Consider the following 23565-nt stretch of genomic DNA (forward strand, 5'->3'; position numbering starts at 1 on the left):
TAAATTCATGGGCATGGCCCTGTCGCTGGGGCGGCGGGGCCTTGGTCGTGTGTGGCCCAATCCCAATGTGGGGTGCGTGGTTGTGAAAGACGGTCGCGTGATTGGGCGCGGCTGGACGGCAGATGGCGGGCGACCGCATGCGGAACCTCAAGCGCTGGATGGGATCGATGCACGTGGTGCCACGGTCTATGTTACGTTGGAACCTTGCGCCCATCACGGTAAGACACCGCCCTGTAGTGAAGCACTGATTGCTGCTGGCGTTGCTCGGGTCGTGATAGCGGCCGGTGACCCAGACCCGCGTGTCGGGGGCAAAGGCATTGCTATGCTGCGCGCCGCTGGGATTACGGTCGATACCGGCGTGAGAGAAGACGAAGCCCGTTCTGATATGGCGGGTTTTTTACTTCGCATCACTCAAAACCGGCCGTTTGTGACGCTAAAGCTCGCGAGTTCATTTGATGGGCGCATCGCGACAGCAAGCGGTGAGAGCAAATGGATCACGGGTCCCGATGCACGCCGCGCGGTACATGCCATGCGTGCGCGTCATGATGCAGTGTTGGTCGGGGCAGGGACCGTTCGTGCCGATGATCCGACCCTGACCGTGCGCGACATGGGGATGACACTCCAACCTGTTCGCGTTGTCGCCTCGCGAAAGTTGGACATTACTGCGACGAACCTGCTGAACACCCAAGACATCGCCCCGCTTTGGCTGTGCCATGGGCCTGATGCGTCCGTGGGGGGCTGGGTTGATCGTGGGGCCACGCCAATCGCTTGCACAGCGCAGGGCCGCCAAATTGATCCGCTTGATATGATGCAGAAGTTAGCGACCGCTGGCCTTACTCGGGTCTTCTGTGAAGGTGGTGGCAGCCTTGCAGCGTCGTTATTGGGCGCAGGTTTGGTCGATGAACTTGTCGGGTTCACGGCAGGGGTGACGTTGGGCGCAGAAGGCACACCGTCAATCGGCGCGATGGGCATTGAGTCTTTGGCCGAAGCGCCACGCTTTCGCCTAATCGAAACTCGCCAATTGGGGGCGGACACGCTGCATCGCTGGGTACGAACCTAACGCCACAGGTGCGCATAGCTGGCAAACACCCCTTGTACCTTCGCCAGAAGGCGATTTGCCCGCGATGGGCGGGGGAGTGTCCCAGTTTCTAAACGTTCAATCACCACCTCGATGGGGCAGGGCTGGGACGTTACCGGATCAAAGTACCTTGGATAATCCACGAGAACAGCATGTACGAACTGTGCCAAAGTTGGCCGCGCCATGCGGCGCGGCGTTGGTATTGCGCGGTCGTCCGTCAGCCCCCACCCCGCATAAAACGGCGTGCCAAAACAAGTAACGTCTTTACCGCGCAGCAAGGCTTCGAACCCGATCGTTGATGTCATCGTCCAGACCACATCGACCGCGTCGAGTGCGGCGATCGGTGATGTGTGGGTTAAAACGACGTCGGCCAGTTCTGCGGCGTCTGGTACGTGGCCATCACGCAGGCCCGCTTCGACATCGGGGTGCGGTTTATACAGAATGACAGCGGCAGGGTTCGCCGCACGGGTTGCGGCCAGTAGGGCACGGTTTGTGTTAATGTCAGTGGCGCCCAAACGGATCGAGGCATCGTCTTCTACCTGTCCAGGCACGAGGATACGCCGCCCGTTGGGCAAGCCGTCTGGCAGGTCTGCGGCGGACAGATTGTATTTGCTCAACCCTGCGGATGTGATTTTGGTGATCAGGCTTTCGGCTCGGCGGATCGCGCCATCGTGTAGGCTTGAGGAAGCTTCGATCAAAGCCTCAAGGCGGCTAGGGCCTGTTGGGTCGTAGTAAATGCCAAGATCATCAACGACCAAAGACAAGGGCGCGATCAGGTCTGCGCCCAAGCCCCGAGATCGCAGAAACCCGTCTTCTACGCGATAAGCACTGTCATGATCGGCGGCTTTTCCCGCCCAAACCATCCGACCACGCCCTGTGTCTGCTGCGATCGCGTCCGCCTTTTCGGGATCATCCTCAAACACGACCTTGCGGTGCTGCCCAAAAACCTTTTGAAGCGGCGCACGTTTCCAAAGCCGCATGCCAGACGCGACCCAGCCGTTCGCATCGTCGCGCCAAGCGCGGGCCGCTGCGTCCAGCGATTGGATTACCGTTTCAATCTCGCAGAGAGTGTCGTGAAACGGGTCATACCAGCGCGGATAAAGGATCATAGCGCCCGCAAAGAGCTGCGCGCGGGTCAATTTTCGTTGGCGACGATCAAGTGGCATTCGGTCATCGCTCAGCCCCCAACCGATGTAGAACGGTTGACCAAACACAACGGGTTTATGGCCAGCGAGGATCGCCTCAAATCCGTATTGCGATGACACGGTGTAGACGCCCACGGCACCGTCAAGCAGCACATGAGGGGAAATCGGATCGCTGTAGAATTCGACATTCTCACCTAGATCAGCGTCGCGGTAATGGCCGTCGCGGTGGCCTTGTGCCGTTTCTGGATGCGTTTTGATCAGGATGCGCGCGCGGGGATGTTCTTCGCGGGCGACGAACAGCATTTCAAGGAACGTATTGCGATCGGCGCGGGACGCTGTGACGGATGCGTCCCCAGCGGTTTGGTCAATGACCAACACATAACCCGGTTCCGGCGCATCCAATCCAAGATCAAAGGCGTTGTATTTACTTAGGTGGGTGCGCTTGATTGCCTCCATTGCGTCGCGTGCACGGTTTAGCAGGGCGGTGTCATCCAATGGGTCTTCGCGCAGGATCATTTCCAGATCGGAGGGTTTAGACGGGTCGAAATGCACGCCGCGGCTATCCAGATGTAGCCCGATGGGCGGTTCCCCATCGCGACCAGGAAGGACGGACCGCAAAAACGCATCCTCAACACGCAAGACGGGGGCTGATGTGCGTTCGGAGACAGCCTCGCCCCGCCATGATGTGGGGGATTGGCCCCAAACGCCGATTAGATCGTTTGGCGATGGTTTCCCGATTGAAACGTCATAACCTGACAGCGCCAAAATGCGTTTGATGCGCGATTTGGTCAGAAAGCCACCGTTGTAAACGAAAAGCCGCCGGGAGGTTGCCCTCACGGCGGCTAGATCTTCTTTAACCATCGTCATGGATTAGAGGCTGGTTGCTGCATCAACCGCGTTCAATGTGCCGAATACGGCAGAAATGGTCTTGCTGAACTGGCTGTACGGCGCTTCGGTGACGTAAACAGTGTCGCCATCACGGATCGAAAAGTCCCGTGCCATGAACATGCCATTGGGCTCTGTTAGGTCGAGGACATAGACAACTCGTTGTGTTCCGACCAGGTCAGTGCGCCCAACAAGCTGGTTGGCGATCTCTTCGGGTTCATTGCGGAACACGAAAACACCTGTTGGATCGGCGAGGTTGGTACTTAGGCCGCCCACTTGGGCAATCGCTTCGATTGCAGAAATGGTCTGGCTTTCAAAACTCACACGGGACTGCGCGCCTGTTGCGCCCAATGCTGTAAAGTTGCGGGTGTCTTGTTCGACAAAGATCCGATCCCCAGCACGCAATGCGATGTCATGGCCGGGGTGATCATAAAGGTCTTCGAACCAGATTGATCCGGAATGGCTGCCGCGTACTACAGTCACCTGTGCAATTTCAGGCTGCACGGACACGCCGCCAGCACGGGCCAGCATTGCGGCCAAGGTGCGTGTTGGACGTTCGATCGCGTAGACGCCCTGTGCGCCAACGGCACCAACAACTGACACAGTAGCCCCATCGCCTGCCAAACGTCGGACTTGGACCTGTGGATCAGGTGTTTGTTCTTCGAGCTTGGTTGTAATGATGCGGCGGATGGCTTCTGGTGTGTTGCCAGCGGCGCGGATGCGACCTGCATAGGGCACAAAGATAAAGCCGGACCCGTCAACTTGCACTTCTGCAAGGACTGTCGCGTTTTGACCGGCTGGAACAAGCAATGGATCACGTACGTTTTCCCAGATCGTCAGGCCAAGCACGTCGCCTGCGCGGATCGTGTCGCTACCAAGGCTGGCGGCATCACGGAAACCAGCGGAAAAGCCGAGGGCAGGGGTCACGCTTGCGACCAGATTTACACGGTCATCAACCAACAGAACAAAGGCGTCGCCTTCTTCCATCACCGAGCCGGAGAAAATTTCATTCTTGGTTGGGCCCGAACGGGGCAACCCACAAGACGCTACAACTGCCAATGCGGCAATTAGGGCCACGCCTTTTGTCAGGCGCAATCTATTAGATTTCACTGCTCCGGTCTCCTCGACCTATTTAAAACTGCCTCAGTCGTATGCGGGCGAATTTTTATTCACCTCACCTTTTGTATGGAAGCTACGGGAATCCCGTCACAAAATCCAGTCTTACCTTGCACTGTTGGCGGGGTGTGGCAGCCGTGCCACCGGCCCCCCTAAGTATTGTGGTGCTTATTTGACGATACGCAACTGCTGGCGTGGCGGGGCCTTGCCAGAGCGTAGCGCATCATAAGGATCGCGCTGATCCAACATCATATCGACGACTTGGCGCATCAATTGCCTGCGCCCACGTGCGGAATAAAAGCCACCCGGAACCTGTGATGTTTCCAGCAGATAGCGGCGATAATCCTTGAACGCGCGGTTATCTGGTCGTTCGGGCTGGGCGAAGAACTTTTCTACGGGCAAATCGGATACGAATTCCGGTTTGGAATAGACCGCTTTGCCAAAGACCTTCAGCGGGATTCCTCGGTGCAAGACCTGTTGTGCGGCTGTCGAGTTGACGGTGACCGCCGTGCGGGCGTGATCCAGAACTTGCGCCAGTTTTCCGCCACGCACGTAGTGCACACGGTCAAAGACGTCATTTTCTTTGGACAATCGGCGGATGATCTTTCGCAAGGGGCTGCGACCGTTTTCAAGCGGGTGGGCTTTGAAAACAAGGTGGTGATGTTTCGGCGCACCCTTTGCAAAGCCCTCGATCACGACTGTCAGGAATTCTTCCATCCGGTTGAAGGGCGAATGCATCTGAAAGCTGCTGTCATGTTCCAGTTGCAAGAGCGCAATATGATAGGGGTAGCCGCCGTGTTTGATCCGAAACGTAGAAATGATCCGGTCCATCGCGATGGCAGGCATCAAAAGCAGGCGGCGGGTATAAAGCGCGGTTTCTGCAACAAGCGGAAGTTCACGGTGACGCTGAAAGTTGCGATATTCGCGATTTCTGAACATCACGAACCAATGATACAATGCGCCATAGAAAACATGGTGACGCATATCACCCCAATGGGCGGGCGCCTCTGGTACGTCGAGTTCGGATTGCGCCAACGCTGTGCGCATGTCTTCTACGCTTGTATTCATGAGCTTTGAATGGCCGTTGGTGCCGCCACGCTCATAGGTGATCCAGAACGGGCGCATGTAACCTTCTTCAAAGACATGGACGTTCAGGCCCAGTTCTTTGGCAGCGACAACAGCGTCAGCATGGATCGGGCGCGTGTCGCCATAAAGGACGATGTCGGTGATGTTTTTCTGGGTGACGATTGCGCGGAATGTATCGACCCAGTCATCCGGGCCGCCGTGATACGGGATGTACCCCTTACCCCCAAACCAGAACGCGCGATCCCCCGCGTTGAACCCAACGCGCCACACATCCGCCCCCGCCGCGCGGAGCATCTTGCCCAGCCGGTGGAAGAATGGCCCGTGGGGCCCCTGTAAAAACAGGAAGGATTTGGTGTCGTGCTCGCTCACTTCGATCCCATCGTTATCGCGCGGGGGTTTCCCTATGGTTAATGACGCAGTAGGGCCGAATTATGGCAGTTGCGCCGAGCCGTCAAAGACTGTGGATTACCTAGCCACCTTGCCCCCGCGCGATCAAGGGGATACGCCTGTCGTGACGCGGGGAAAATTCGAAAGGACATGCCATGTTTACAGGGATCATCACCGACGTGGGCACCGTTTTGGCCCTCGAAAATCGCGGTGATTTACGGGCGCGGATCGGCACGGATTACGACATTTCGGGCATAGAGATCGGCGCTTCGATTGCGTCAGATGGTGTTTGCCTGACTGTCGTGGACAAGGGGACTGACCCAAGTGGCTGGTATGATGTCGATATTTCTGCGGAGACTGTAAACCTGACCAATCTGAGTGATTGGGTTGTCGGGAAACGCGTTAATCTGGAACGCGCGCTTAAGGTTGGTGACGAACTGGGCGGGCATATCGTGTCTGGCCACGTGGATGGCGTAGCCCAAATCACTAAGATGGTGGATGAAGGCGACAGTACCCGTGTGACACTCAAGGCGCCTGACGATCTAGCGCGTTTCATCGCGCCAAAGGGGTCCGTCGCGCTGAATGGGACGTCCTTGACCGTGAACGAGGTTGATGATGCTTCGTTCGGGATCAATTTTATCCCGCATACAAAGACAGTCACCACATGGGGGGACGCCAAAGTCGGCGACGCCATTAACCTCGAGGTAGATACAATGGCACGCTATGTGGCGCGTTTGCAGGACTATTCGTGAGCGGCATCGGCCATAACTCGGGCCGTGTGGATGAGCCGGGCAAAAGCTGGCGCACCCATGTTTGGGCCAAGGCGCGTCAGCAATTGATGCCAAAGCTCCCGATCGAGGTGATCCGCCGCCGTGTGGCCCGCGCCAAAGAACTCGGGCTGCCCTATAAAACCTACGCGGGGCTGCGTGCTGCGTCTGGGGATGATCTGATCGGGTTTATGTTTTCCAACAATGCGTTGGATGTGTTGCGCCGCTCGGATGCCGTGCCTACGCCAAAGGCCGATAAATTAAGCGCGCTGAAAGATACGCGGACGCTGGGCGTCGTCCATGCTCCCATCGAGCCGACACAGTTGGTGCCGCCGTTAGAGGCGGCGTTCAATGCGCCAAAACCCTTGGCCCCGTGGGTGCAGACCCGCGCTGAGTTGCGCAATGTGTTCGCGGCGGCAGGTACGCCGTCCAGCCGCGTCGTGTTGATTTGCGAGACAGAATTAGAACGTGAATGGGCCGAAGCGGGCCGCATGGCGGGCGTTTTGAGCGCGTCCCAGTATTTTGAGGCAACACCATGAGCGATGAAGCAATTGAGATCGTCCAAACACTTCATGACGATGGCGACGCACGCGTCGTTGAAATCGCGCGTCACCCAGAGGGGCATTATACCTATGCCGAACTGCACCGAGAAGGCGACGAGTGGAATGCCGTTGACGGCGAGGTGCCAACATTCAAAACGGAATACGCAGCCTATTCAGCCGCAATGCGCAATGTTGATTGGCTTTTAGACTGAGCCGGGCACGCGCCCCTTTTCAACGGGCAGGCAAAGGGTTATTTGCGCTACAGTTGCTCAAAGGATCACCATGAACCAGACGTTCGAAAAGCCCGGCCCTGTTGAAGACGACTGGAAAGACGCGATTTCCAGCATCGAAGACATTCTTGATGACGCGCGTAACGGCCGAATGTTTGTGTTGGTCGATCACGAAGATCGCGAAAACGAAGGCGATTTGGTAATCCCTGCGCAAATGGCCACGCCCGATGCGATCAATTTCATGGCGACACACGGGCGCGGGTTGATCTGTTTGACCTTGCCAGCAGAACGGCTTGATGCGCTGGGCTTGCAATTGATGTCTACGCACAATTCCAGCCGTCACGAAACAGCGTTTACGGTCTCAATCGAAGCCCGCGAAGGCGTGACTACAGGTATTTCTGCTGCGGATCGCGCGAAAACGGTTGCCGTTGCAATCGACCCGACCAAAGGCGCGACCGATATCGCCACACCGGGCCATGTCTTTCCGTTGCGTGCTCGGGCAGGGGGCGTTCTGGTCCGTGCCGGTCACACAGAAGCTGCCGTTGATATTTCCCGTCTTGCAGGGCTGAACCCGTCCGGTGTGATTTGTGAAATCATGAAAGACGACGGCGAAATGGCACGTTTGCCCGATCTGGTTGCCTTTGCGCAAAAGCACGGCCTAAAGATCGGAACAATTTCCGATCTGATCGCCTACCGTCGCCGCAACGACAATCTGGTTCGCGTTCAGGGCGAAGAAACCATCACATCGGAGTTCGGTGGCGATTGGAAGATGAAGATCTACGCGGATGAAACCCATGGCGATGAACATATCGTTCTAACCAAGGGCGATATTTCCGGTGACGCGCCTGTCCTTGTGCGGATGCATTCCATGGATCCGATGCAAGACGTCGTCGGTATTGGCCCAAAGGGGCGCACCAATGAATTTGGTGAAGCTATGTTGCGTGTCGCCGAAGAAGGGCGCGGCGTTGTCGTGCTTTTGCGCGACACCGCGATGAAAATGCAGGCCCATGATGAGGTATCTCCTCAGACGTTGCGGCAATACGGATTAGGTGCGCAGATCCTGTCCTCGCTTGGGTTGGGGCAGATCGAACTGCTGACAAATTCACCCAAGCCCAAGATTGTCGGGCTCGATGCATATGGCCTTGAAATCATTGGCACACGTAAAATTTCGGAGCTTGGCTAATGGCCGGATCATCACATCACATTCTTGAACGCCCGAATTTTGACATGCCTGTCAAAGTCCTGATCGTGGCGTCGCCCTATTACAAAGAGATCAGCGATAATCAGATCGCGGGGGCCGTTGCCGAACTCGAAGCCGCTGGTGCGACTTTGGATGTTGTCCACGTGCCCGGAGCGTTGGAGATTCCAACAGCGATCGGAATCGCAGAACGCATGAGCAGTTTTGACGGCTATGTCGCGCTGGGCTGTGTTATTCGCGGGGAAACCACGCATTACGATACTGTCTGCAATGACAGTTCTCGCGCGATTCAACTGCTTGGCTTGCAGGGATTGTGCATCGGTAATGGCATCTTAACTGTTGAGACACAGAAACAAGCCGAAGTGCGGGCTGATCCGAAAGATCAAAACAAAGGGGGCGGCGCAGCAGCTGCGGCCTTGCACCTGATCGCACTCAGTCGTAAGTGGGGCAACTCTCGCCGGGGCGTTGGATTCACCAACGATATCTTGATGGCAGGCAATACGGATGGCAGCACCACAGCATGACGCAAACGCAATCAAACCAGTCTGGCAACCAGCGGCGTAAAATGAAATCCGCATCGCGGCTTTATGCGGTTCAGGCGTTGTTTCAGATGGAACACAGCGGACAGACCATTGACGCAGTCACAGCCGAGTTTCTGAATTTCCGATTTGGCGAAACCTATGAAGGCGCTGAAATGATCGATGGCGACATTTCACATTTCAAAATGTTGGTTGAGCGGGCCGTGGATCACCAGGCAGAGATTGACCAGATGACAGATCGCGCACTTGTGGCCCGTTGGCCATTGGGCCGGATCGACCCAACATTGCGTGCCTTGTTTCGGGCCGCCGGCGTTGAGCTGATTGGCCGCGATACGCCGCCGCGCGTTGCAATTACCGAATACGTCGATGTTGCCAAAGCATTCTTTGAGGATGGCGATGAACCGAAGTTCGTAAACGCGGTTCTGGACCATATGGCAAAAGAAGCCAAGCCTGAGGCGTTCTGACGCTTGGACATTGCGCCTTCAGCCCCTAAGTTAAGGGAAGGAGGCACTGTCATGTCCACTCAAAAACACCCAAATCAAATGCCTGAACTCATCAAGCTTTATATCAAGAGCTGTTTGATCGGCTTTCTTGCGTCGGCGGTCTTTGTTGGTCTGCTGATCGGCTTTGATGTGAAGGGTCTGCGTGGCCTGATCTTGGGGTCTGACATCGGTATTGTCGCTGTCATGATGATCTGGATCTTTAACGGGATCGTCTTTGCGGGCGTGCAATTTGCCTTTGCAATCATGAGCATGGCGGAAGATGACGACGACGAACCACGCGGCGGTCGTCCCGCTAGAGTCTTTCTCGCGGAACCGGTCCCCGTGCGCGTTGAGCGCCCTGCACAACGTCGTCGTGGATAACTGTTCGGGATAAGGTGGCGGGCCCCGCAGCGACCGTAGAGGTCTAATTCCCGAGGACCTGTATGTACAGGTGGTAGCCAGGTAACGAAGCCAGAGCCCCGACAGCGCCAGCCACCTCGGATTTGCTTAAGGCCACTGGAATGTTGCCTCATGTTTACGAGAAGAGCAGAAGCCCGCCGCCTATACAGGTAGTGCGGCACAGCGGGTCAAACAAGGGCTAAGTGCTTGTTTCCGGTGTTGGGGCTTCTCCGTTCAAGTGTCTACAAAGAGATCCGGCAAAGAAATGATCCCAGCCACGCGAGCAGACATCTAGGCACTGCAGGTCACTGTTTAACCCTTTGTGCGTCAACGTTATTTCGCTGCCAGTCCCCGCCGCAGAGATGTCCCAGATCAGGGATGTCCCCTCCCATTCCTCGGTGTCTGGGACATCTTCAATAATCATATGCGCTTTTGTGCAGGGCCAGATCATTCTCAGAGCAGGATCCATCGGGTCAAAAGCGAAGGTTACATGGCTGTTGTTGAACCGAACGGTCGCACCGTCCTCTTTCATCTCAACCTGAGTAGACCACCAGAGGTGCATTTCTTTACGGATCGCATGGCTAGCCGCCACCGGAGCAGCAGGTACCGTTATGGTCGCACAATAGTCCATTCAGCACTCCACCGTATGAATATCGTCGCGCATGCGGCCCAAGTGATCGTCCCACCCTTTGTCCAAAGCAAGCGTTAGACCGAAGGCGTCTTCGCCCTGCGGGAGACCGGAGTGTTCAAGAGAGAGCTGCGTGCCACCTGCGACTTCGGTCAAGGTCCAAGACACCGTGCTGACAGCATCGCCCATCGGGGCAATCGTAAATGTGTATTCCAGTTGGTCATGGGGCTGGGATTTTGTGACCTTGCCCCACATCAATCTGTCACCGGATTGCACGCCGTGCATCTCATAATCTGACCCTTCCGTGAGGGTCTGCGTGGGTTTGTGAAACCAAATCGCAAGCTTGTTCGGATCGGTCAGATAGGCCCAAACCTGTGCCTTAGTGGCGCGAAGATAGATGTTCTTTCTCAATACGTTGGTCATTGGACGTCCTTTTCAATAGCAGATTTCAAATCACCCAAGCGGTCATCCCAGAAGGCGTCAAAGTAGGACAGCCAGTCTTTGATGGGGGCAAACGCGTTCGGGTTTAGGGTGTTGATCTTTTCACGACCTTCGGCACGAACCGTAATCAGCCCGCCGTCCGACAACACGGTGAGGTGCTTTTTGACGGCTGCGCGGGTCATATCGAAGTTCTCCGCGACTTGCGCGATTGTCATGTCCTCTGTGCGGAGCATCAAAAGGATGTCGCGGCGAGTTGGATCAGCAAGGGCGCGGAAGAGGGGTTGGGGTTCGTTCATTTTCGACTCACATAGTACCAAAAGGTTTCATGTTTATGTGATACCAAATGGTATTGCGTCAAGGGTGTTTAATCAAACGGCCTGAGTCTTGACGGATGTTCACATATTGTTCATGTTTGAGGGATGCCTGATGACGCGATCCTAGATGACCTAACCGCCTATCAACCCGGCCAACTTCTTGCGCGGGGTGTATGCCGTCATCTTCGTAGTTTGGACTTTGTTTGTGTCGAAGAACTTGTGCCAACGCGAGGCCTACGCGTCGATGTCATGGCGCTAGGACCGAAAGGTGACGTCTGGATCATCGAGTGCAAATCCAGCCGAGCCGATTTTCAATCGGACAACAAATGGCAGGGCTATCTGGAATGGTGTGATCGGTTCTTTTGGGCCGTCGATGCGGATTTCCCGACAGAACTGCTGCCCGATGATACGGGGCTGATCCTTGGCGATGCCTATGACGCGGAAATCGTCCGTATGGGGCCAGACGACAAACTGGCAGCCGCGCGGCGCAAAGTGATGGTGCACAAGTTCGCCCGCACGGCGGCGCAGCGGCTTCACAGCTTTCGCGACCCAACGCACCACATGAAAAGCGGGATGCTTTAGCGCGGGTTTCGTGACAGGGCGAGCGATGCAACGCCGCTGGCAAAGATCACAGCCAGCCCGACGAAGGCGATCCAGTCAGGCCAATCGGAAAACACCAGATACCCAAGCAAAGTTGCTGACAATAGCTGCGTGTAGATCAGCGGGGCGATGATGCTCGATGGCGTTGTTTTACTAAGCGAGACGAGCAACAGGTTGCCAATCGCTGACCCTATGGCGCTGATCGCAATAAGTCCGAAAATGCCCCACGTGATCGCCTCGGGGCGCGCTGCCAGACCGAACGGGGCCAACAGGATGGCCCCCAACACCAGTTGTGAAATCAACAAAAGCCTTGGGCGGTATCTTGGTGCGATCCAGCGTGTGGCGACCACATAGCTGCCGTGGAAAACGCCCGCCAAAATAGCAAATCCCATGCCGATCGTTGCCCCGAACCCAGGTTTCACGACCAGAAGAACGCCGATAAAGCTCAGCCCGAGTAAGAGCGTCCGAGAGGTCGTTACCTTTTCTTTCAGCACGATGACGGACAGCACATAGGCCACGATTGGCCCGACAAAGAAGGCCCCGAATGCATTGGCGACGGGTTCTGTGCGGAGCGCCGTCAGAATACAGCTGATGCCGGCCATAATCAGAAGCGCACGCAACCAAACACCGGGATCGCGCAGGGCAGGGGCGTCGCTGCGGGTTAGACCGCTGAATGGAATGAGAAGGACCGACGCCAGCGCAAACCGTGTCCACGCGACAAAAATCGGGCTAATTCCGTCTTGGGATAGAACTTTGGCGGCTACGTCGCCCCCAACAATCAACGTCATCGACGTCAGCATGATGGCGCCGACCTGCCACAGCGGTGGCCCGTGCGGGGTCGTGGTCACTATATCAGGGCTTTACGAGCCGCGCAGCTTTCGCAGCGGCCAGAATTTCCTCGGCGATTTCTTCAGCTTCTTCTGGAAGGAAATCCATAGGAATTTCAATGCCTTCGCCTTCGATGAACAGTCGGACTTGCCCATGATCTGTCGGCCCGATCTGCAAGTTCGCTTCGATGTCGCGTTCGGTATTGATGCCCATGATAATGGTTCCTCGGAACTGCTGCTGTGTTTTAGTCCTTTGGATTTACCCTGCGCCTGTGGCCAATGACAAGGGGGCAGGCCCTTTCCTCGCGTGGTGGCCCCGTTGGGATCTGCAAACCTTCAAAAAAAGACCACTGTATTGTCTTGCAATCGTGGCGGGGCCTCGCTAAATCCCCCCTTGTTGCCGCCTTAGCTCAGTTGGTTAGAGCACTGGTTTGTGGAACCAGGGGTCCCCCGTTCGAGCCGGGGAGGCGGTACCACCACCCCTTATTTGTAGACGAGACGCTTTAGTCAGCCTGTCCTGCGTGACATGATCGTCGCGCTGGCCTAAGAGGCGTTTATGACTTCTCAAACTGTGACATTCACCATCTCCGAAAACCCGGCCCCGCGGCTGGACAAAGCCCTTGCGCGTGATGTGCCCATCGAAGCGTCGCTTAGCCGATCCCGTTTGATGCGGCTTTTGGCGGATGGCGCGGTAATGGTGAACGGGGTCGTCGTGACCGACCCACGCGCAAAGCCGGTTGAGGGGGATGCCGTTGAGATCGTTGTTGAAATTGCGGATGATTACCATGTCGCGGGCGAAGATATTCCACTGAATGTTGTGTACGAAGACGACGATCTGATTGTCATCAACAAGCCCACGGGCATGGTGGTTCACCCCGCCCCCGGTACGCCGTCGGGCACTTTGGTGAACGCACTTTTGCACCATTGCGGTGATGCGCTTTCTGGCGTGGGCGGCGAAAAACGCCCCGGTATCGTGCACCGGATCGATAAAGAAACCAGCGGGCTGTTGGTTGTCGCCAAAACTGATCGGGCACATCACGGTCTTGCTGCCCAATTTGAGGCCCACACCGTTGAACGCCATTACCGGGCGATTTGTTACGGTGTGCCTGATTCCGCTGACCCACGGGTGCGGGGGATCAAAGGGGCGTCCTTTGAGCCCGGCAATATCTTGAAACTGCAAACGCAATTGGCGCGTCATAAACATGACCGCCAGAAACAGGCCGTGGTCTGGCACAATGGCCGTCACGCGGTTACGCGTGCGCGAATTGTTGAGCCATTGGGCACACCCGCCGTTGCCGCACTGCTGGATTGTTGGCTGGAAACGGGCCGCACGCACCAAATTCGTGTGCATTTGGCCCATGCGGGTCACGGTTTGATTGGCGATCCGACCTATGGCGGTCGCCGCAAGCTGTCGGAAAAGGCCGTCGGCGAAGCAGGTCGCGAAGCCGCGCGCACTTTCCCGCGACAAGCACTGCACGCTGCGACACTGGGGTTCGAGCACCCAGTAACCAAAGAAATGATCCGTTTCGAGGCACCGATGCCCGACGACATGAACGAACTGATCGCCGCCTTGAACGCGCCAAAGGACTAAGCCATGCCCCAAGCTGATCTCAAATATTCGGTGGATATGAAGATTGATGCGGCCGCTTTGTTGGCTGCAATCGAAACCGAGATAAGTGACTTTGATAGCGGGGCAGGTGACTGCAAGGGACGCGCCTATCCGGCCGCTGAATTCAATCATACCCATGTTTTCCTCACGGTTCGGGTTTTGGACAAACCACATCGCGATGCCGCGTTTATGCAGGCATTGTTGGAAAAGCTGACGAGTGTTGTGGACCAACATATTGAGCAGTCGTGCAGCCGTTCGGTTGAGCTAGCGTTTTTGCCCAAAACTTATGCGACGGGTAAGGTTTCGGTATAATTCTACTGAAACAATCTTTCCCATGTGCGTGAGCGCGCAGAAACAACTCTGGTTATCCGTTCACACACCCTTAAGTCTATTTTACGAAAACTAAACGAAACGGTCTTGAATTGGGCATGCTTCATACCCATATCCATGTTAAGGCCGTAAACATAATAGGCATTACGCCATATAAACAACGGCGATCGACACTAATTTAGGGGGACACTATGAGCTCTTATTCAAATCTACCGGCGCCATCACCCGAGCAGGGGTTGAACCGCTACATGCAAGACATCCGCAAGTTTCCAATGCTGGAACCGGATGAAGAATATATGCTGGCCAAACGCTGGGTGGACCATGAGGACACCGAAGCGGCCCATAAAATGGTTACATCACACCTGCGTTTGGCAGCTAAAATCGCCATGGGCTATCGTGGCTACGGTTTGCCACAAGCTGAGGTGATCTCGGAAGCGAACGTTGGCCTGATGCAGGCTGTAAAACGTTTTGACCCCGAAAAGGGCTTCCGCCTTGCGACCTACGCAATGTGGTGGATCCGTGCGTCCATTCAGGAATACGTGCTGCGCAGCTGGTCTATGGTTAAGCTTGGTACGACGTCCGCGCAAAAGAAGCTGTTCTTTAACCTGCGTAAAGCCAAGAACCGTATTGGCGCGCTGGAAGAGGGTGATCTGCGCCCTGAAAACGTCGAACGCATCGCCAACGATCTTGGTGTGACAGAAGATGAAGTGATTTCAATGAACCGCCGAATGTCCGGTGGGGATGCATCGCTGAACGCTACTGTCGGGTCCGAGGGCGAAGGCACCATGCAATGGCAGGATTGGTTGGAAGATGAATCCGCCGACCAAGCTGGTGATTACGAGGCAAAAGACGAACTCGACATGCGTCGCGAACTTATGGCTGAGGCTATGGACGTTTTGAATGACCGTGAAAAAGACATTCTGATGCAACGCCGCCTCACTGAAAAGGCGGTGACGCTTGAAGAACTTAGCGGTCAATACGACGTAAGCCGAGAACGTATCCGCCAAATTGAAGTACGGGCGTTTGAGAAACTGCAAACCAAGATGCAAACATTGGCCCGCGAAAAGGGCATGTTGCCAGCGGCATAAACTTCCCTCCCGCAGAGGCGCCGACCGCAAGGTTGGCGCCTTTTGTTTTGGGTGAACGATATTGTTGTGGTTTATACGGCGGACGCCAAACGCTAGACTTGCCGGAACAAGGAGATTCGAACGATGGCCGATCCGAATGAATTTGACGACGTGATGCCGGAAAACACGTCCCGCCGACAGCCGGAAGAACCTGTTCAGGAAAACCTGTTCACACGTCTTATTTATATGATCATCATTGCGTTCATGATCTCGTTTGCGGGCACGGTGATTGGTGTGCTGGCGTTGATTCAATTCGTTATAATGTTGGCGAGCAACAAGCAGCCCAACGAGCGGATTGCAGAGCTTGGAACGGACGTCGGCATTTGGGTCGCTAAGGCGACCCGCTATCAGACGGCGGCGTCGGAAGTGAAGCCTTGGCCCTGGACCGAGTTGGACTGACATTTAAGTCGTCAGCGCCTGCGGCGGGCGGGTCAGGGGGGCCAGCCCCCCGTCGCTGAAGCGACTCCCCCCGAGGTATTTTCGAAACAAAGGCAGGTGGGCGTGTTAGCCCTCCATTGCTTCCAGCTCGTCGATCATGGACTCGATCATGCCGAGACCTTTGGCCCAGAATTTAGGGTCAGACGCGTCTAGGCCAAACGGGGCCAGCAATTCTTTGTGGTGCTTGGACCCGCCAGCTTTGAGCATATCAAAGTACTTGTCTTTGAACGCGTCGCCCATGTCTTCATAAACGGCATAAAGTGCATTCACGAGGCCGTCGCCGAACGCGTAAGCGTAGACGTAGAAGGGGGAGTGGACGAAGTGCGGGATGTAGGCCCAGAATGTTTCATAGCCATCCATGAAGTTAAACACGGGGCCGAGGCTTTCGCCTTGAACGGACATCCAGAGTTCGTTGATGTCATCCGGAGTGAGTTCGCCTTTGCCGCGTGCATCGTGGAGTTTGCATTCAAAGTCATAGAACGCGATCTGTCGCACGACGGTGTTGATCATGTCCTCGACCTTACCGGCGAGAAGAACTTTGCGTTCTTCTTGGGTTTCCGCCTGATCCAGAAGTTTGCGGAACGTCAGCATTTCCCCAAAGACGGAGGCAGTTTCAGCAAGGGTCAGTGGAGTAGAGCTGAGCAATTCACCTTGTTCTGCGGCCAAAACCTGATGCACACCGTGACCCAGTTCATGGGCAAGCGTCATGACATCGCGTGGCTTACCGAGGTAGTTTAGCATGACATAGGGGTGCACGGTTGTGACAGTTGGATGCGCAAACGCACCGGGCGCTTTGCCTTCTTTGACGCCGGCATCGATCCAGCCGTCTGTAAAGAATGGTTTGGCGATTTCGGCCATGCGCGGGTCAAAAGCGGCGTAGGCGTCCATGACTGTGGTTTCGGCTTCGTCCCATGAAACAGTGCGATCGGCTTCCATAGGAAGCGGGGCGTTGCGGTCCCAAACTTCCATTGTCTCAAGGCCCATCCACTTGGCTTTCAGCGCATAATAGCGGTGCGAAAGACGTGGGTACGCATCAACGACGGCGTTGCGCAGCGCTTCGACCACTTCGGGTTCCACGTGGTTGGACAGGTGCCGCCCTGCTTGTGGGGATGGCATGCCGCGCCAGCGGTCCTCGATCTCTTTTTCTTTGGCGAGGGTGTTGTGGACACGAGCGAACAGACCGACCTGTTCCCCAAAAACGCGGGCCAATTCGCGTGCACCTGCTTCGCGTTTGCTGCGGTCTTGTTCGGACAGCAAATTAAGCGTGCCTTCGATGTTTAACTCTTCGCCGTCTACGGTGAATTTCAGTCCCGCGATGGTTTCATCAAACAGTTTGTTCCATGCGGATGTGCCGACAACGGATTGATCATGCAGGAATTTTTCCAACTCATCAGACAACTGATAGGGGCGCATCGCGCGCATTCGGTCCATGACGGGCTTATAGCGGGCGAGGTCTGCATTGGCGGCGAGAAGACCATCGACATGCGTGTCTTCGAGGCGGTTAAACTCAAGCCCGTAGAACACAAGTGGGGTCGTGAATGTGGTGATCTTGTCCTGCATGTCGGACATGAACTGTGCGCGTTTCGCGTCTGTTGTGTGCTGATAGTAACGTAACCCTGCGTAGGACATGATCCGCCCCGCAGTGATGTCGATTTGTTCATATCGTTTGACCGCTTCGAGCAATCCGGCAGCGTCTAGGGCGCCAAGTTTGCCTTCATAGTCATCAGCAAAGCTGCTGCATGCCGTTTCCAGCCAGTCCAGATCGCTCAAAAGTTCTTTGGCGTCGGAGCTAGCGTACAGGTCGGTCAAATCCCATTCGGGCAGATCACCAAATGCGTCGCCAGATGACGCGTTCGCATCAAACGTACGGGGATCAGTTGCGGGACGGGGGGTGAAAACTGGGAATGACATAGCGCCTCACGTGTTGGTGTTTCCCCTTATGTAGGGGCGCGTGGGCGGCTTGACCATGGGTCGGTGTGGGCGAGCGTCAGAAAGTCAGGCCATTTCCGGTGAATGTGCAGAAAACAGCGCAGATGCACCGTCAAGAACGCGTGTGCGAATGTCAGGCACTTCCATCAGCACTTCGTGACGGCCTTTTTCAAGCACCACCAATTCGCCATTCGACCAGTTGGCCATGCGGTCGTAAATACGGGTCGGGTCTACGATGGCCTCATCGGACCCAAGGAACGTCAGACACGGAATGTCAGGGGACGGGCGCTGTGCCAGTACCCGCATTTCGCGCAACGATTCATTTAGCCAATGCAACGATGGGCCTCCAAGGGCCAGATCCGGTTGCACTTTCAGCTGTTGCTGCAAAATATCAAAGTTGGTGCTGTCAGAGGTCAACGTGTTGTCGTCGGCTGTAGCGCGCAACACATATGTTTCGGCTTGCTGACCTGGGGCGAACACGCCACCAAAACCAAGTTGTTTGCTGACCGAGCTAAGGCCCCAAGCGATTGGTCGCAACGCGGGGGACATTTTGATTCCCCACATAGGGGCAGAAAACACAGCGGATTTGACGGGCAGACCATCGTATAGAGACCGCAATCCGATGCAGCCCCCCATGGAATGGGCAAGCAGATGATAGGGCTCGGGCAGGCCAAGGGATTTGACGTGCAAAAGCGCGGCTTTCACATCCAGTTGGTAGTCTTCAAAGACATCGACATGGCCGACCGCACGATTGGGCAGCAGGCGATCCGCGATTCCCTGGCCACGCCAGTCAATCGCAACACAGGCAAATCCGCGTTTTGTAAGTTCGGTCGCGGTGCGGCCATATTTTTCGATGTACTCAGTACGCCCTGGGAAAATCAAAACAGTCCCTAGAGCGTTCGGGGCAGGCCAATGGCCTACTCGAATGCGGACCCCATCCACTGTGGTCAACCAATGGCAAATCCCGTCGGGATTGCCTGCAATATCAGCATGGTATGGGGCCGCTTGAGACATGTTAAGCCAACGCTCCTGCGAGCTTCATGGCAAGGCCCATGTCGCCATCAATTGTCAGTTTGCCGGTCATGAAAGCCGCTGTTGGGTTTTGTTCGCCCTCAAGAATCGCTTGGAACGTGTCGGCATCAGCGCTCAAGATGACATCTGCTTCGTCATCAGATTCGCGCGCGCCGTCAGCGTCGACAACAATTGCGCCTTCGCCTTCGATTTCGAACTTTGCTGTGCCGTCAAAGCCAGAACCGCCGATTTTATCGTTCAGGGCTGTTACAGCTTGGGAAATTACGTCGCTCATAGTTTGGTCAATCCTTCGGTTGCGGGCCTCGGTATTGTGAACAGTTTGCGTTCAGGCCCTCTGGTATCATGCGCATGATGCGCTACACTCTCACTATGGGCATTAAGAAACAGCTTCTCAATTCTATCCTTACGGCACTTTTTTTTGGAGTAGGGATTTCCACACCCGTTTGGTCACAAACCGAACGTTTGGATACGCTATTTGAACGTCTGCTTGACGCGGAACCCGAGGACGTGGCCCGCATCGAAGACCAGATCATGACCGAATGGAGCAAAAGCGCATCGCCTGCGATGGATTTGCTGCTGCGCCGTGGCGAAGACGCCATCGACGTGGGCATGCCCGAGGTCGCCTTGGAACATTTCAGCGCTTTGGTCGATCATGCGCCGAATTTCGCCGAAGGGTATAACGCCCGCGCTGCGGCTTATTACCAACTTGGGCTTTATGGCCCTGCAATTGATGATTTGCGGCAGGTTTTGGTGCTCGAACCGCGTCACTTCGGGGCAATGATCGGGGTTGCGGTGATTCTCGAGGAACTGGAACGACCAGAAGATGCGCTTGAAGTTTGGCACCGTGTTGCTGCCTTTAGCCCATCTGACCCCGAAGTTGTGGCGATGATTGAACGGCTGGAAATACAACTGTCTGGCGAAGCTCTCTAATTCGGTATCGGAATCGTAACTATGACCAATCGAGGCCGGATCACGGCTGTCTTGGGGCCCACAAACACGGGCAAAACCCACTACGCAATCGAACGTATGTTGGCGCATCGCACGGGTGTTATTGGTCTGCCGCTGCGTCTGTTGGCGCGTGAGGTTTACGATCGTATCGTTGCGATCCGCGGCCCGAGCGTTGTGGCACTGGTCACGGGCGAAGAACGTATCGTGCCGCCGCGTGCGGCCTATTGGGTCTGCACCGTGGAAGCGATGCCCGAAGATATGGGCGCGGATTTCGTTGCGATTGATGAAATCCAGCTGTGCGCCGATCTTGACCGTGGCCATGTCTTTACGGACCGCTTGTTGCGTATGCGTGGCCTGCAAGAGACCCTTTTCATGGGGGCTGAAACCATGTGGGGCGCGATTGCATCCATGGTTCCCGAGGCCGATTTTCTGAAACGGGACCGTTTCAGCACGCTCACCTATTCAGGTTCCAAAAAGATAAGCCGCATGCCTCCGCGCGCGGCGATTGTCGGGTTTTCGGTTGAGAATTGCTATGCCATCGCAGAGCTTTTGCGCCGTCAAAAGGGCGGTGCTGCGGTGGTTATGGGGGCATTAAGCCCCAGAACCCGCAATGCCCAAGTGGAAATGTATCAAAATGGGGATGTGGACTACCTTGTGGCGACGGATGCCATCGGGATGGGCCTCAATCTGGACATCGACCATGTCGCGTTTTCCAGCCTCACCAAGTTCGATGGCCGGCGCATGCGCCATTTGATGCCCAATGAGCTGGCGCAGATCGCGGGGCGGGCGGGGCGTCACATGAACAACGGCACATTCGGCGTCACAGGCGAAGCCCCGACTTTGGACGAAGACGTTGTCGATGCAATTTCAAACAACCAGTTCGCGCCGGTTAAAAAACTGCAATGGCGCAATGCACGGCTACAATTCGGGTCTACCGCGCGGTTGATACAAACGCTCGAAGAGAGAACGGATGATCCGTGGTTGTCCCGCGTGCGCGAAAGCGATGATCTTGGCGCACTCAAGGCTTTATCGGCCGACGCAGAGGTCGCAGCGCGGGCAACTGACGGCCCATCTGTGCGATTGTTATGGGATGTGTGCCGAATTCCAGATTTTCGGGGGATCAGCCATGCAGAACATGCGCTGCTTTTGACCGAGATTTACAATTTCTTACACGAATCTGGCCGCGTTCCAAATGAATGGCTGGCAGGTCGGGTGAATCGCATTGATCGTACGGATGGTGACATTGACGCGCTGTCCAAAAGACTCGCCTATATCCGGACTTGGACCTACGTTGCGCAACGCAAAGGCTGGGTCCAAGACGAAAGCCATTGGCGTGACGCGACGCGCGCTGTAGAAGACCGTTTATCAGATGCCCTTCATGAGCGTCTGACAGCAAGATTTGTGGACCGGCGGACCAGTGTTCTGCTTCGCCGGCTCAACCAAAAGGAGGGCCTCGTGGCCGACGTAAACGACAAAGGTGAAGTGACTGTCGAAGGGCAGTTTGTTGGTAAAATCGAGGGCTTCCGGTTCCGTCAAGATAAGGATGCCAGCGCGGAAGAGGCGAAAACAATTCGCGCCGCGTCCATTCAGGCGTTGGCGCCGCAGTTCCATCTGCGCGCGGATCGTTTCTACAACGCCCCCGACACAGAGATTGATTTCACCGAGCAAGGTGGCCTGATGTGGGGCGCCGAAGCTGTCGGTAAGTTGACCAGTGGCGATGATCCGCTCAAGCCTCGCGTCGAAGCCTTTGTTGATGACGAAGCAGGCGCTGATGTGGCCGAAAAGGTCCAGCGCCGTTTGCAGCATTTCATTGACCGCAAAATCGCATCGGCGTTCGAGCCGATGATCAAAATGCAGGCTGACGAAACTCTGACAGGTCTCGCGAAGGGTTTCGCCTTCCGAATGGCCGAAGGGTTTGGCGTTCTGCCACGCGGCGACGTTGCTGACGACGTCAAAGCATTGGACCAAGACGCCCGTGGCGCTTTGCGCAAACATGGTGTGCGTTTCGGCCAGTTCACGATCTTTATGCCGTTGTTGCTAAAACCTGCACCGACACGTCTTCGTTTGGTTTTGTGGTCTCTTTCCAAGGGCTTGCAGGACTTCCCAGAAGCGCCTCCTCCGGGTCTTGTGACGGTGCCAACGATTTCCGGCCTCGAGCCAGGAACCTACGCAATGTCCGGCTACCGTGCCGCAGGTGAGCGTGCGATCCGCATCGATATGTTGGAACGCTTGGCCGATATGCTGCGCGACCAGAACACACGTTCTGGATTTGAAGCGACCGCTGATATGCTGTCGATCACAGGTATGACGCTGGAGCAATTCGCAAACTTGATGGAAGGCCTTGGTTATAAGGCTGAAAAGGGCGAACGCGAGAAGGTGAAGGCTGTTGTTGAGGCCCCAGCCGATGATGCGCCGGCCAACCCGATCCCAGAGGGTGAGACGGCAGCCGCTGCCGAAGAAGACGCCCCTGAAATGGAAGTGTTCTACACGATCTCTTGGGCACCAAAGCGTCAGCAACGTCCGCAAGGTGACAAACCCCAGCGCCGTGGCCCACCAAAAGGCAAGGGCGGCAAAAAGGGTGGCAAACCCCAGCGTGACAAAGCGCAGAACTTCTCTGCGCGTCCACCCAAGAAAGAAAAAGCCATCGATCCGGACAACCCGTTCGCGGCTGCTTTGGCGGGGCTCAAGAAAGATTGAGCGAGGCGGACACACTCCGTTTAGACAAATGGCTCTGGCACGCGCGATTCTTTAAGTCGCGCGGGCTGGCCGCAGCACTGGTCAAATCGGGGCGGTGTCGTGTTGATGGCACACCCGTTTCCAAACCGAGCCGCACAATCAGCGCCGGTGTGGTTCTGACCTTCCCGAAAGAAGACGAAGTACGGGTGATTAAGGTCGTGGGACTGGGTGTTCGACGTGGTCCAGCACCGGAAGCCCAAGCCCTATACGAAGATTTGACTCCAGCGCGAGAACCGAAAGTTAACCCTTTAGAACATAGGGTTGGTGGCCGTCCGACCAAGAAGGACCGCCGCGATATGGACATTCTGAAAGGGTCGCGTTGACGCTGCCGCCATGTCGGCCCTTGAAGGCAGGGCAGGTGGGCGTTACAGACGTCGCGAAACAAGTTCTACACCCATATATTTGGACGCCCCATGACATACATCGTCAACGATAACTGCATCGCCTGTAAATACACCGACTGTGTCGAAGTTTGCCCCGTAGATTGCTTCTATGAGGGTGAGAACATGTTGGTGATCCACCCAGACGAGTGCATCGATTGTGGTGTGTGCGAACCAGAATGCCCTGCCGACGCGATCCGCCCCGACACAGAGCCGGACATGGAAAAGTGGGTAGAGTTCAACCGCAAGTATTCCGAGATGTGGCCGGTCATCATCACCAAGAAAGACCAATTGCCGAACGCCGAAGAGATGGACGGCAAAGAAGGCAAGATGGAGCTGTTCTCCGAAGCGCCCGGCGAAGGCGGCTAAAAC

General features: G+C 55.9%; 28 protein-coding genes and 1 tRNA gene. 18 read left to right on the forward strand and 11 right to left on the reverse strand.

The genetic code is table 11. The features are described 5' to 3' along the window. Positions 1-7 precede the first annotated feature (7 nt). Positions 8-1060 carry a bifunctional diaminohydroxyphosphoribosylaminopyrimidine deaminase/5-amino-6-(5-phosphoribosylamino)uracil reductase RibD gene (ribD, locus tag KO486_RS05900; protein WP_216036328.1) on the forward strand — a complete coding sequence of 351 codons (1053 nt, stop codon included), beginning with the start codon at positions 8-10 and terminating at the stop codon, positions 1058-1060. On the opposite strand, the gene KO486_RS05905 is transcribed toward ribD, so the two are convergent. From KO486_RS05905 to KO486_RS05915, 3 genes are all read right to left on the reverse strand, one after another. Further along, a complete protein-coding gene (locus KO486_RS05905; RefSeq protein WP_252734601.1) occupies positions 1057-3090 on the reverse strand; it encodes a capsular polysaccharide biosynthesis protein in 2034 nt (677 codons plus the stop codon). The genes ribD and KO486_RS05905 overlap by 4 nt on opposite strands. Before the next feature lie 3 nt (positions 3091-3093). Next, positions 3094-4218 (reverse strand): polysaccharide biosynthesis/export family protein, encoded by a 1125-nt coding sequence (locus KO486_RS05910; RefSeq protein WP_216036329.1) that lies wholly within the window; start codon positions 4216-4218, stop codon positions 3094-3096. Positions 4219-4392: 174 nt separating this feature from the next. Continuing rightward, positions 4393-5679 (reverse strand): capsular biosynthesis protein, encoded by a 1287-nt coding sequence (locus KO486_RS05915; RefSeq protein ID WP_216036330.1) that lies wholly within the window; start codon positions 5677-5679, stop codon positions 4393-4395. Between the two features lie 173 nt (positions 5680-5852). Here KO486_RS05915 and KO486_RS05920 point away from each other — a divergent pair, with 173 nt between their 5' ends. The 7 genes from KO486_RS05920 to KO486_RS05950 all read left to right on the forward strand — a co-directional run bounded on the left by KO486_RS05920 (position 5853) and on the right by KO486_RS05950 (position 9836). After that, the gene (locus tag KO486_RS05920) at positions 5853-6449 is read left to right on the forward strand and encodes a riboflavin synthase (protein ID WP_216036331.1); all 597 of its coding nucleotides are present in this window, start codon (positions 5853-5855) and stop codon (positions 6447-6449) included. Next, positions 6446-7003, forward strand: a complete 558-nt coding sequence (locus KO486_RS05925; protein WP_216036332.1) for a hypothetical protein — start codon at positions 6446-6448, stop codon at positions 7001-7003. Before KO486_RS05920 ends, KO486_RS05925 begins: the two co-directional genes overlap by 4 nt. Continuing rightward, positions 7000-7218, forward strand: coding sequence for a hypothetical protein (locus KO486_RS05930; RefSeq protein WP_216036333.1), 219 nt, complete (start codon positions 7000-7002; stop codon positions 7216-7218). The genes KO486_RS05925 and KO486_RS05930 overlap by 4 nt, the downstream gene beginning before the upstream one ends. Positions 7219-7288: 70 nt before the next feature. After that, positions 7289-8419: a 3,4-dihydroxy-2-butanone-4-phosphate synthase gene (ribB, locus tag KO486_RS05935; RefSeq protein ID WP_216036334.1), complete on the forward strand. Its 1131-nt coding sequence runs from the start codon at positions 7289-7291 to the stop codon at positions 8417-8419. After that, the gene (locus tag KO486_RS05940) at positions 8419-8958 is read left to right on the forward strand and encodes a 6,7-dimethyl-8-ribityllumazine synthase (RefSeq protein WP_216036335.1); all 540 of its coding nucleotides are present in this window, start codon (positions 8419-8421) and stop codon (positions 8956-8958) included. Before ribB ends, KO486_RS05940 begins: the two co-directional genes overlap by 1 nt. Beyond that, a complete protein-coding gene (nusB, locus tag KO486_RS05945; RefSeq protein ID WP_216036336.1) occupies positions 8955-9437 on the forward strand; it encodes a transcription antitermination factor NusB in 483 nt (160 codons plus the stop codon). Before KO486_RS05940 ends, nusB begins: the two co-directional genes overlap by 4 nt. 51 nt (positions 9438-9488) lie before the next feature. Continuing rightward, the gene (locus tag KO486_RS05950; RefSeq protein ID WP_252734602.1) at positions 9489-9836 is read left to right on the forward strand and encodes a hypothetical protein; all 348 of its coding nucleotides are present in this window, start codon (positions 9489-9491) and stop codon (positions 9834-9836) included. 217 nt (positions 9837-10053) lie between these two features. Here the strand turns inward: KO486_RS05950 and KO486_RS05955 are convergent, their stop codons facing one another. Genes KO486_RS05955 through KO486_RS05965 form a run of 3 tightly spaced genes read right to left on the reverse strand, consistent with a single transcriptional unit; the run spans position 10054 to position 11219 of the window. Beyond that, positions 10054-10485 (reverse strand): hypothetical protein, encoded by a 432-nt coding sequence (locus tag KO486_RS05955; protein WP_216036337.1) that lies wholly within the window; start codon positions 10483-10485, stop codon positions 10054-10056. Then, positions 10486-10905 (reverse strand): SRPBCC domain-containing protein, encoded by a 420-nt coding sequence (locus tag KO486_RS05960; RefSeq protein ID WP_216036338.1) that lies wholly within the window; start codon positions 10903-10905, stop codon positions 10486-10488. Next, on the reverse strand, positions 10902-11219 hold the full coding sequence (locus KO486_RS05965) for a metalloregulator ArsR/SmtB family transcription factor (protein ID WP_216036339.1): 318 nt from the start codon (positions 11217-11219) through the stop codon (positions 10902-10904). The genes KO486_RS05960 and KO486_RS05965 overlap by 4 nt, the downstream gene beginning before the upstream one ends. 123 nt (positions 11220-11342) lie before the next feature. Between KO486_RS05965 and KO486_RS05970 the strand changes: the two genes are divergently transcribed. After that, positions 11343-11819, forward strand: coding sequence for an MmcB family DNA repair protein (locus tag KO486_RS05970; protein WP_216036340.1), 477 nt, complete (start codon positions 11343-11345; stop codon positions 11817-11819). Here the strand turns inward: KO486_RS05970 and KO486_RS05975 are convergent. Together KO486_RS05975 and KO486_RS05980 are read right to left on the reverse strand one after the other, a co-directional pair. Then, the gene (locus KO486_RS05975) at positions 11816-12637 is read right to left on the reverse strand and encodes a DMT family transporter (RefSeq protein WP_216037516.1); all 822 of its coding nucleotides are present in this window, start codon (positions 12635-12637) and stop codon (positions 11816-11818) included. The genes KO486_RS05970 and KO486_RS05975 overlap by 4 nt on opposite strands. Before the next feature lie 52 nt (positions 12638-12689). Beyond that, positions 12690-12878, reverse strand: a complete 189-nt coding sequence (locus tag KO486_RS05980) for a DUF6324 family protein (RefSeq protein ID WP_216036341.1) — start codon at positions 12876-12878, stop codon at positions 12690-12692. A gap of 185 nt (positions 12879-13063) precedes the next feature. Between KO486_RS05980 and KO486_RS05985 the strand changes: the two genes are divergently transcribed. The 5 genes from KO486_RS05985 to KO486_RS06005 all read left to right on the forward strand — a co-directional run bounded on the left by KO486_RS05985 (position 13064) and on the right by KO486_RS06005 (position 16129). After that, a tRNA-His gene (locus KO486_RS05985) sits at positions 13064-13140 on the forward strand. Positions 13141-13220: 80 nt separating this feature from the next. Beyond that, positions 13221-14255: an RluA family pseudouridine synthase gene (locus tag KO486_RS05990; protein WP_216036342.1), complete on the forward strand. Its 1035-nt coding sequence runs from the start codon at positions 13221-13223 to the stop codon at positions 14253-14255. A 3-nt stretch (positions 14256-14258) separates the two neighbouring features. Then, complete coding sequence (locus KO486_RS05995; RefSeq protein WP_216036343.1) at positions 14259-14585, forward strand: hypothetical protein; 327 nt, start codon at positions 14259-14261, stop codon at positions 14583-14585. Between the two features lie 209 nt (positions 14586-14794). Then, complete coding sequence (gene rpoH, locus KO486_RS06000; RefSeq protein WP_216036344.1) at positions 14795-15691, forward strand: RNA polymerase sigma factor RpoH; 897 nt, start codon at positions 14795-14797, stop codon at positions 15689-15691. A gap of 123 nt (positions 15692-15814) precedes the next feature. Beyond that, the gene (locus tag KO486_RS06005) at positions 15815-16129 is read left to right on the forward strand and encodes a DUF4389 domain-containing protein (RefSeq protein ID WP_216036345.1); all 315 of its coding nucleotides are present in this window, start codon (positions 15815-15817) and stop codon (positions 16127-16129) included. Between the two features lie 105 nt (positions 16130-16234). Here the strand turns inward: KO486_RS06005 and KO486_RS06010 are convergent, their stop codons facing one another. The 3 genes from KO486_RS06010 to KO486_RS06020 form a co-directional block, all read right to left on the reverse strand. Further along, a complete protein-coding gene (locus tag KO486_RS06010) occupies positions 16235-18079 on the reverse strand; it encodes a M3 family oligoendopeptidase (protein WP_216036346.1) in 1845 nt (614 codons plus the stop codon). Between the two features lie 84 nt (positions 18080-18163). Then, the gene (locus KO486_RS06015) at positions 18164-19111 is read right to left on the reverse strand and encodes an alpha/beta hydrolase (RefSeq protein WP_216036347.1); all 948 of its coding nucleotides are present in this window, start codon (positions 19109-19111) and stop codon (positions 18164-18166) included. A 1-nt stretch (position 19112) separates the two neighbouring features. Beyond that, entirely contained in the window at positions 19113-19403 is a 291-nt protein-coding gene (locus KO486_RS06020; protein ID WP_216036348.1) for an SCP2 sterol-binding domain-containing protein, read from the reverse strand. A 74-nt stretch (positions 19404-19477) separates the two neighbouring features. Between KO486_RS06020 and KO486_RS06025 the strand changes: the two genes are divergently transcribed. The 4 genes from KO486_RS06025 to fdxA all read left to right on the forward strand — a co-directional run bounded on the left by KO486_RS06025 (position 19478) and on the right by fdxA (position 23562). Next, the gene (locus KO486_RS06025; RefSeq protein ID WP_216036349.1) at positions 19478-20059 is read left to right on the forward strand and encodes a hypothetical protein; all 582 of its coding nucleotides are present in this window, start codon (positions 19478-19480) and stop codon (positions 20057-20059) included. A 21-nt stretch (positions 20060-20080) separates the two neighbouring features. Continuing rightward, positions 20081-22774: a helicase-related protein gene (locus KO486_RS06030; protein ID WP_216036350.1), complete on the forward strand. Its 2694-nt coding sequence runs from the start codon at positions 20081-20083 to the stop codon at positions 22772-22774. After that, positions 22771-23136: an RNA-binding S4 domain-containing protein gene (locus KO486_RS06035; RefSeq protein ID WP_216036351.1), complete on the forward strand. Its 366-nt coding sequence runs from the start codon at positions 22771-22773 to the stop codon at positions 23134-23136. Before KO486_RS06030 ends, KO486_RS06035 begins: the two co-directional genes overlap by 4 nt. 90 nt (positions 23137-23226) lie before the next feature. Next, entirely contained in the window at positions 23227-23562 is a 336-nt protein-coding gene (gene fdxA / locus KO486_RS06040; RefSeq protein WP_216036352.1) for a ferredoxin FdxA, read from the forward strand. Positions 23563-23565 lie beyond the last annotated feature (3 nt).

It is taken from the genome of Octadecabacter sp. B2R22 (assembly GCF_018861045.1).
Classification (GTDB): domain Bacteria; phylum Pseudomonadota; class Alphaproteobacteria; order Rhodobacterales; family Rhodobacteraceae; genus Octadecabacter.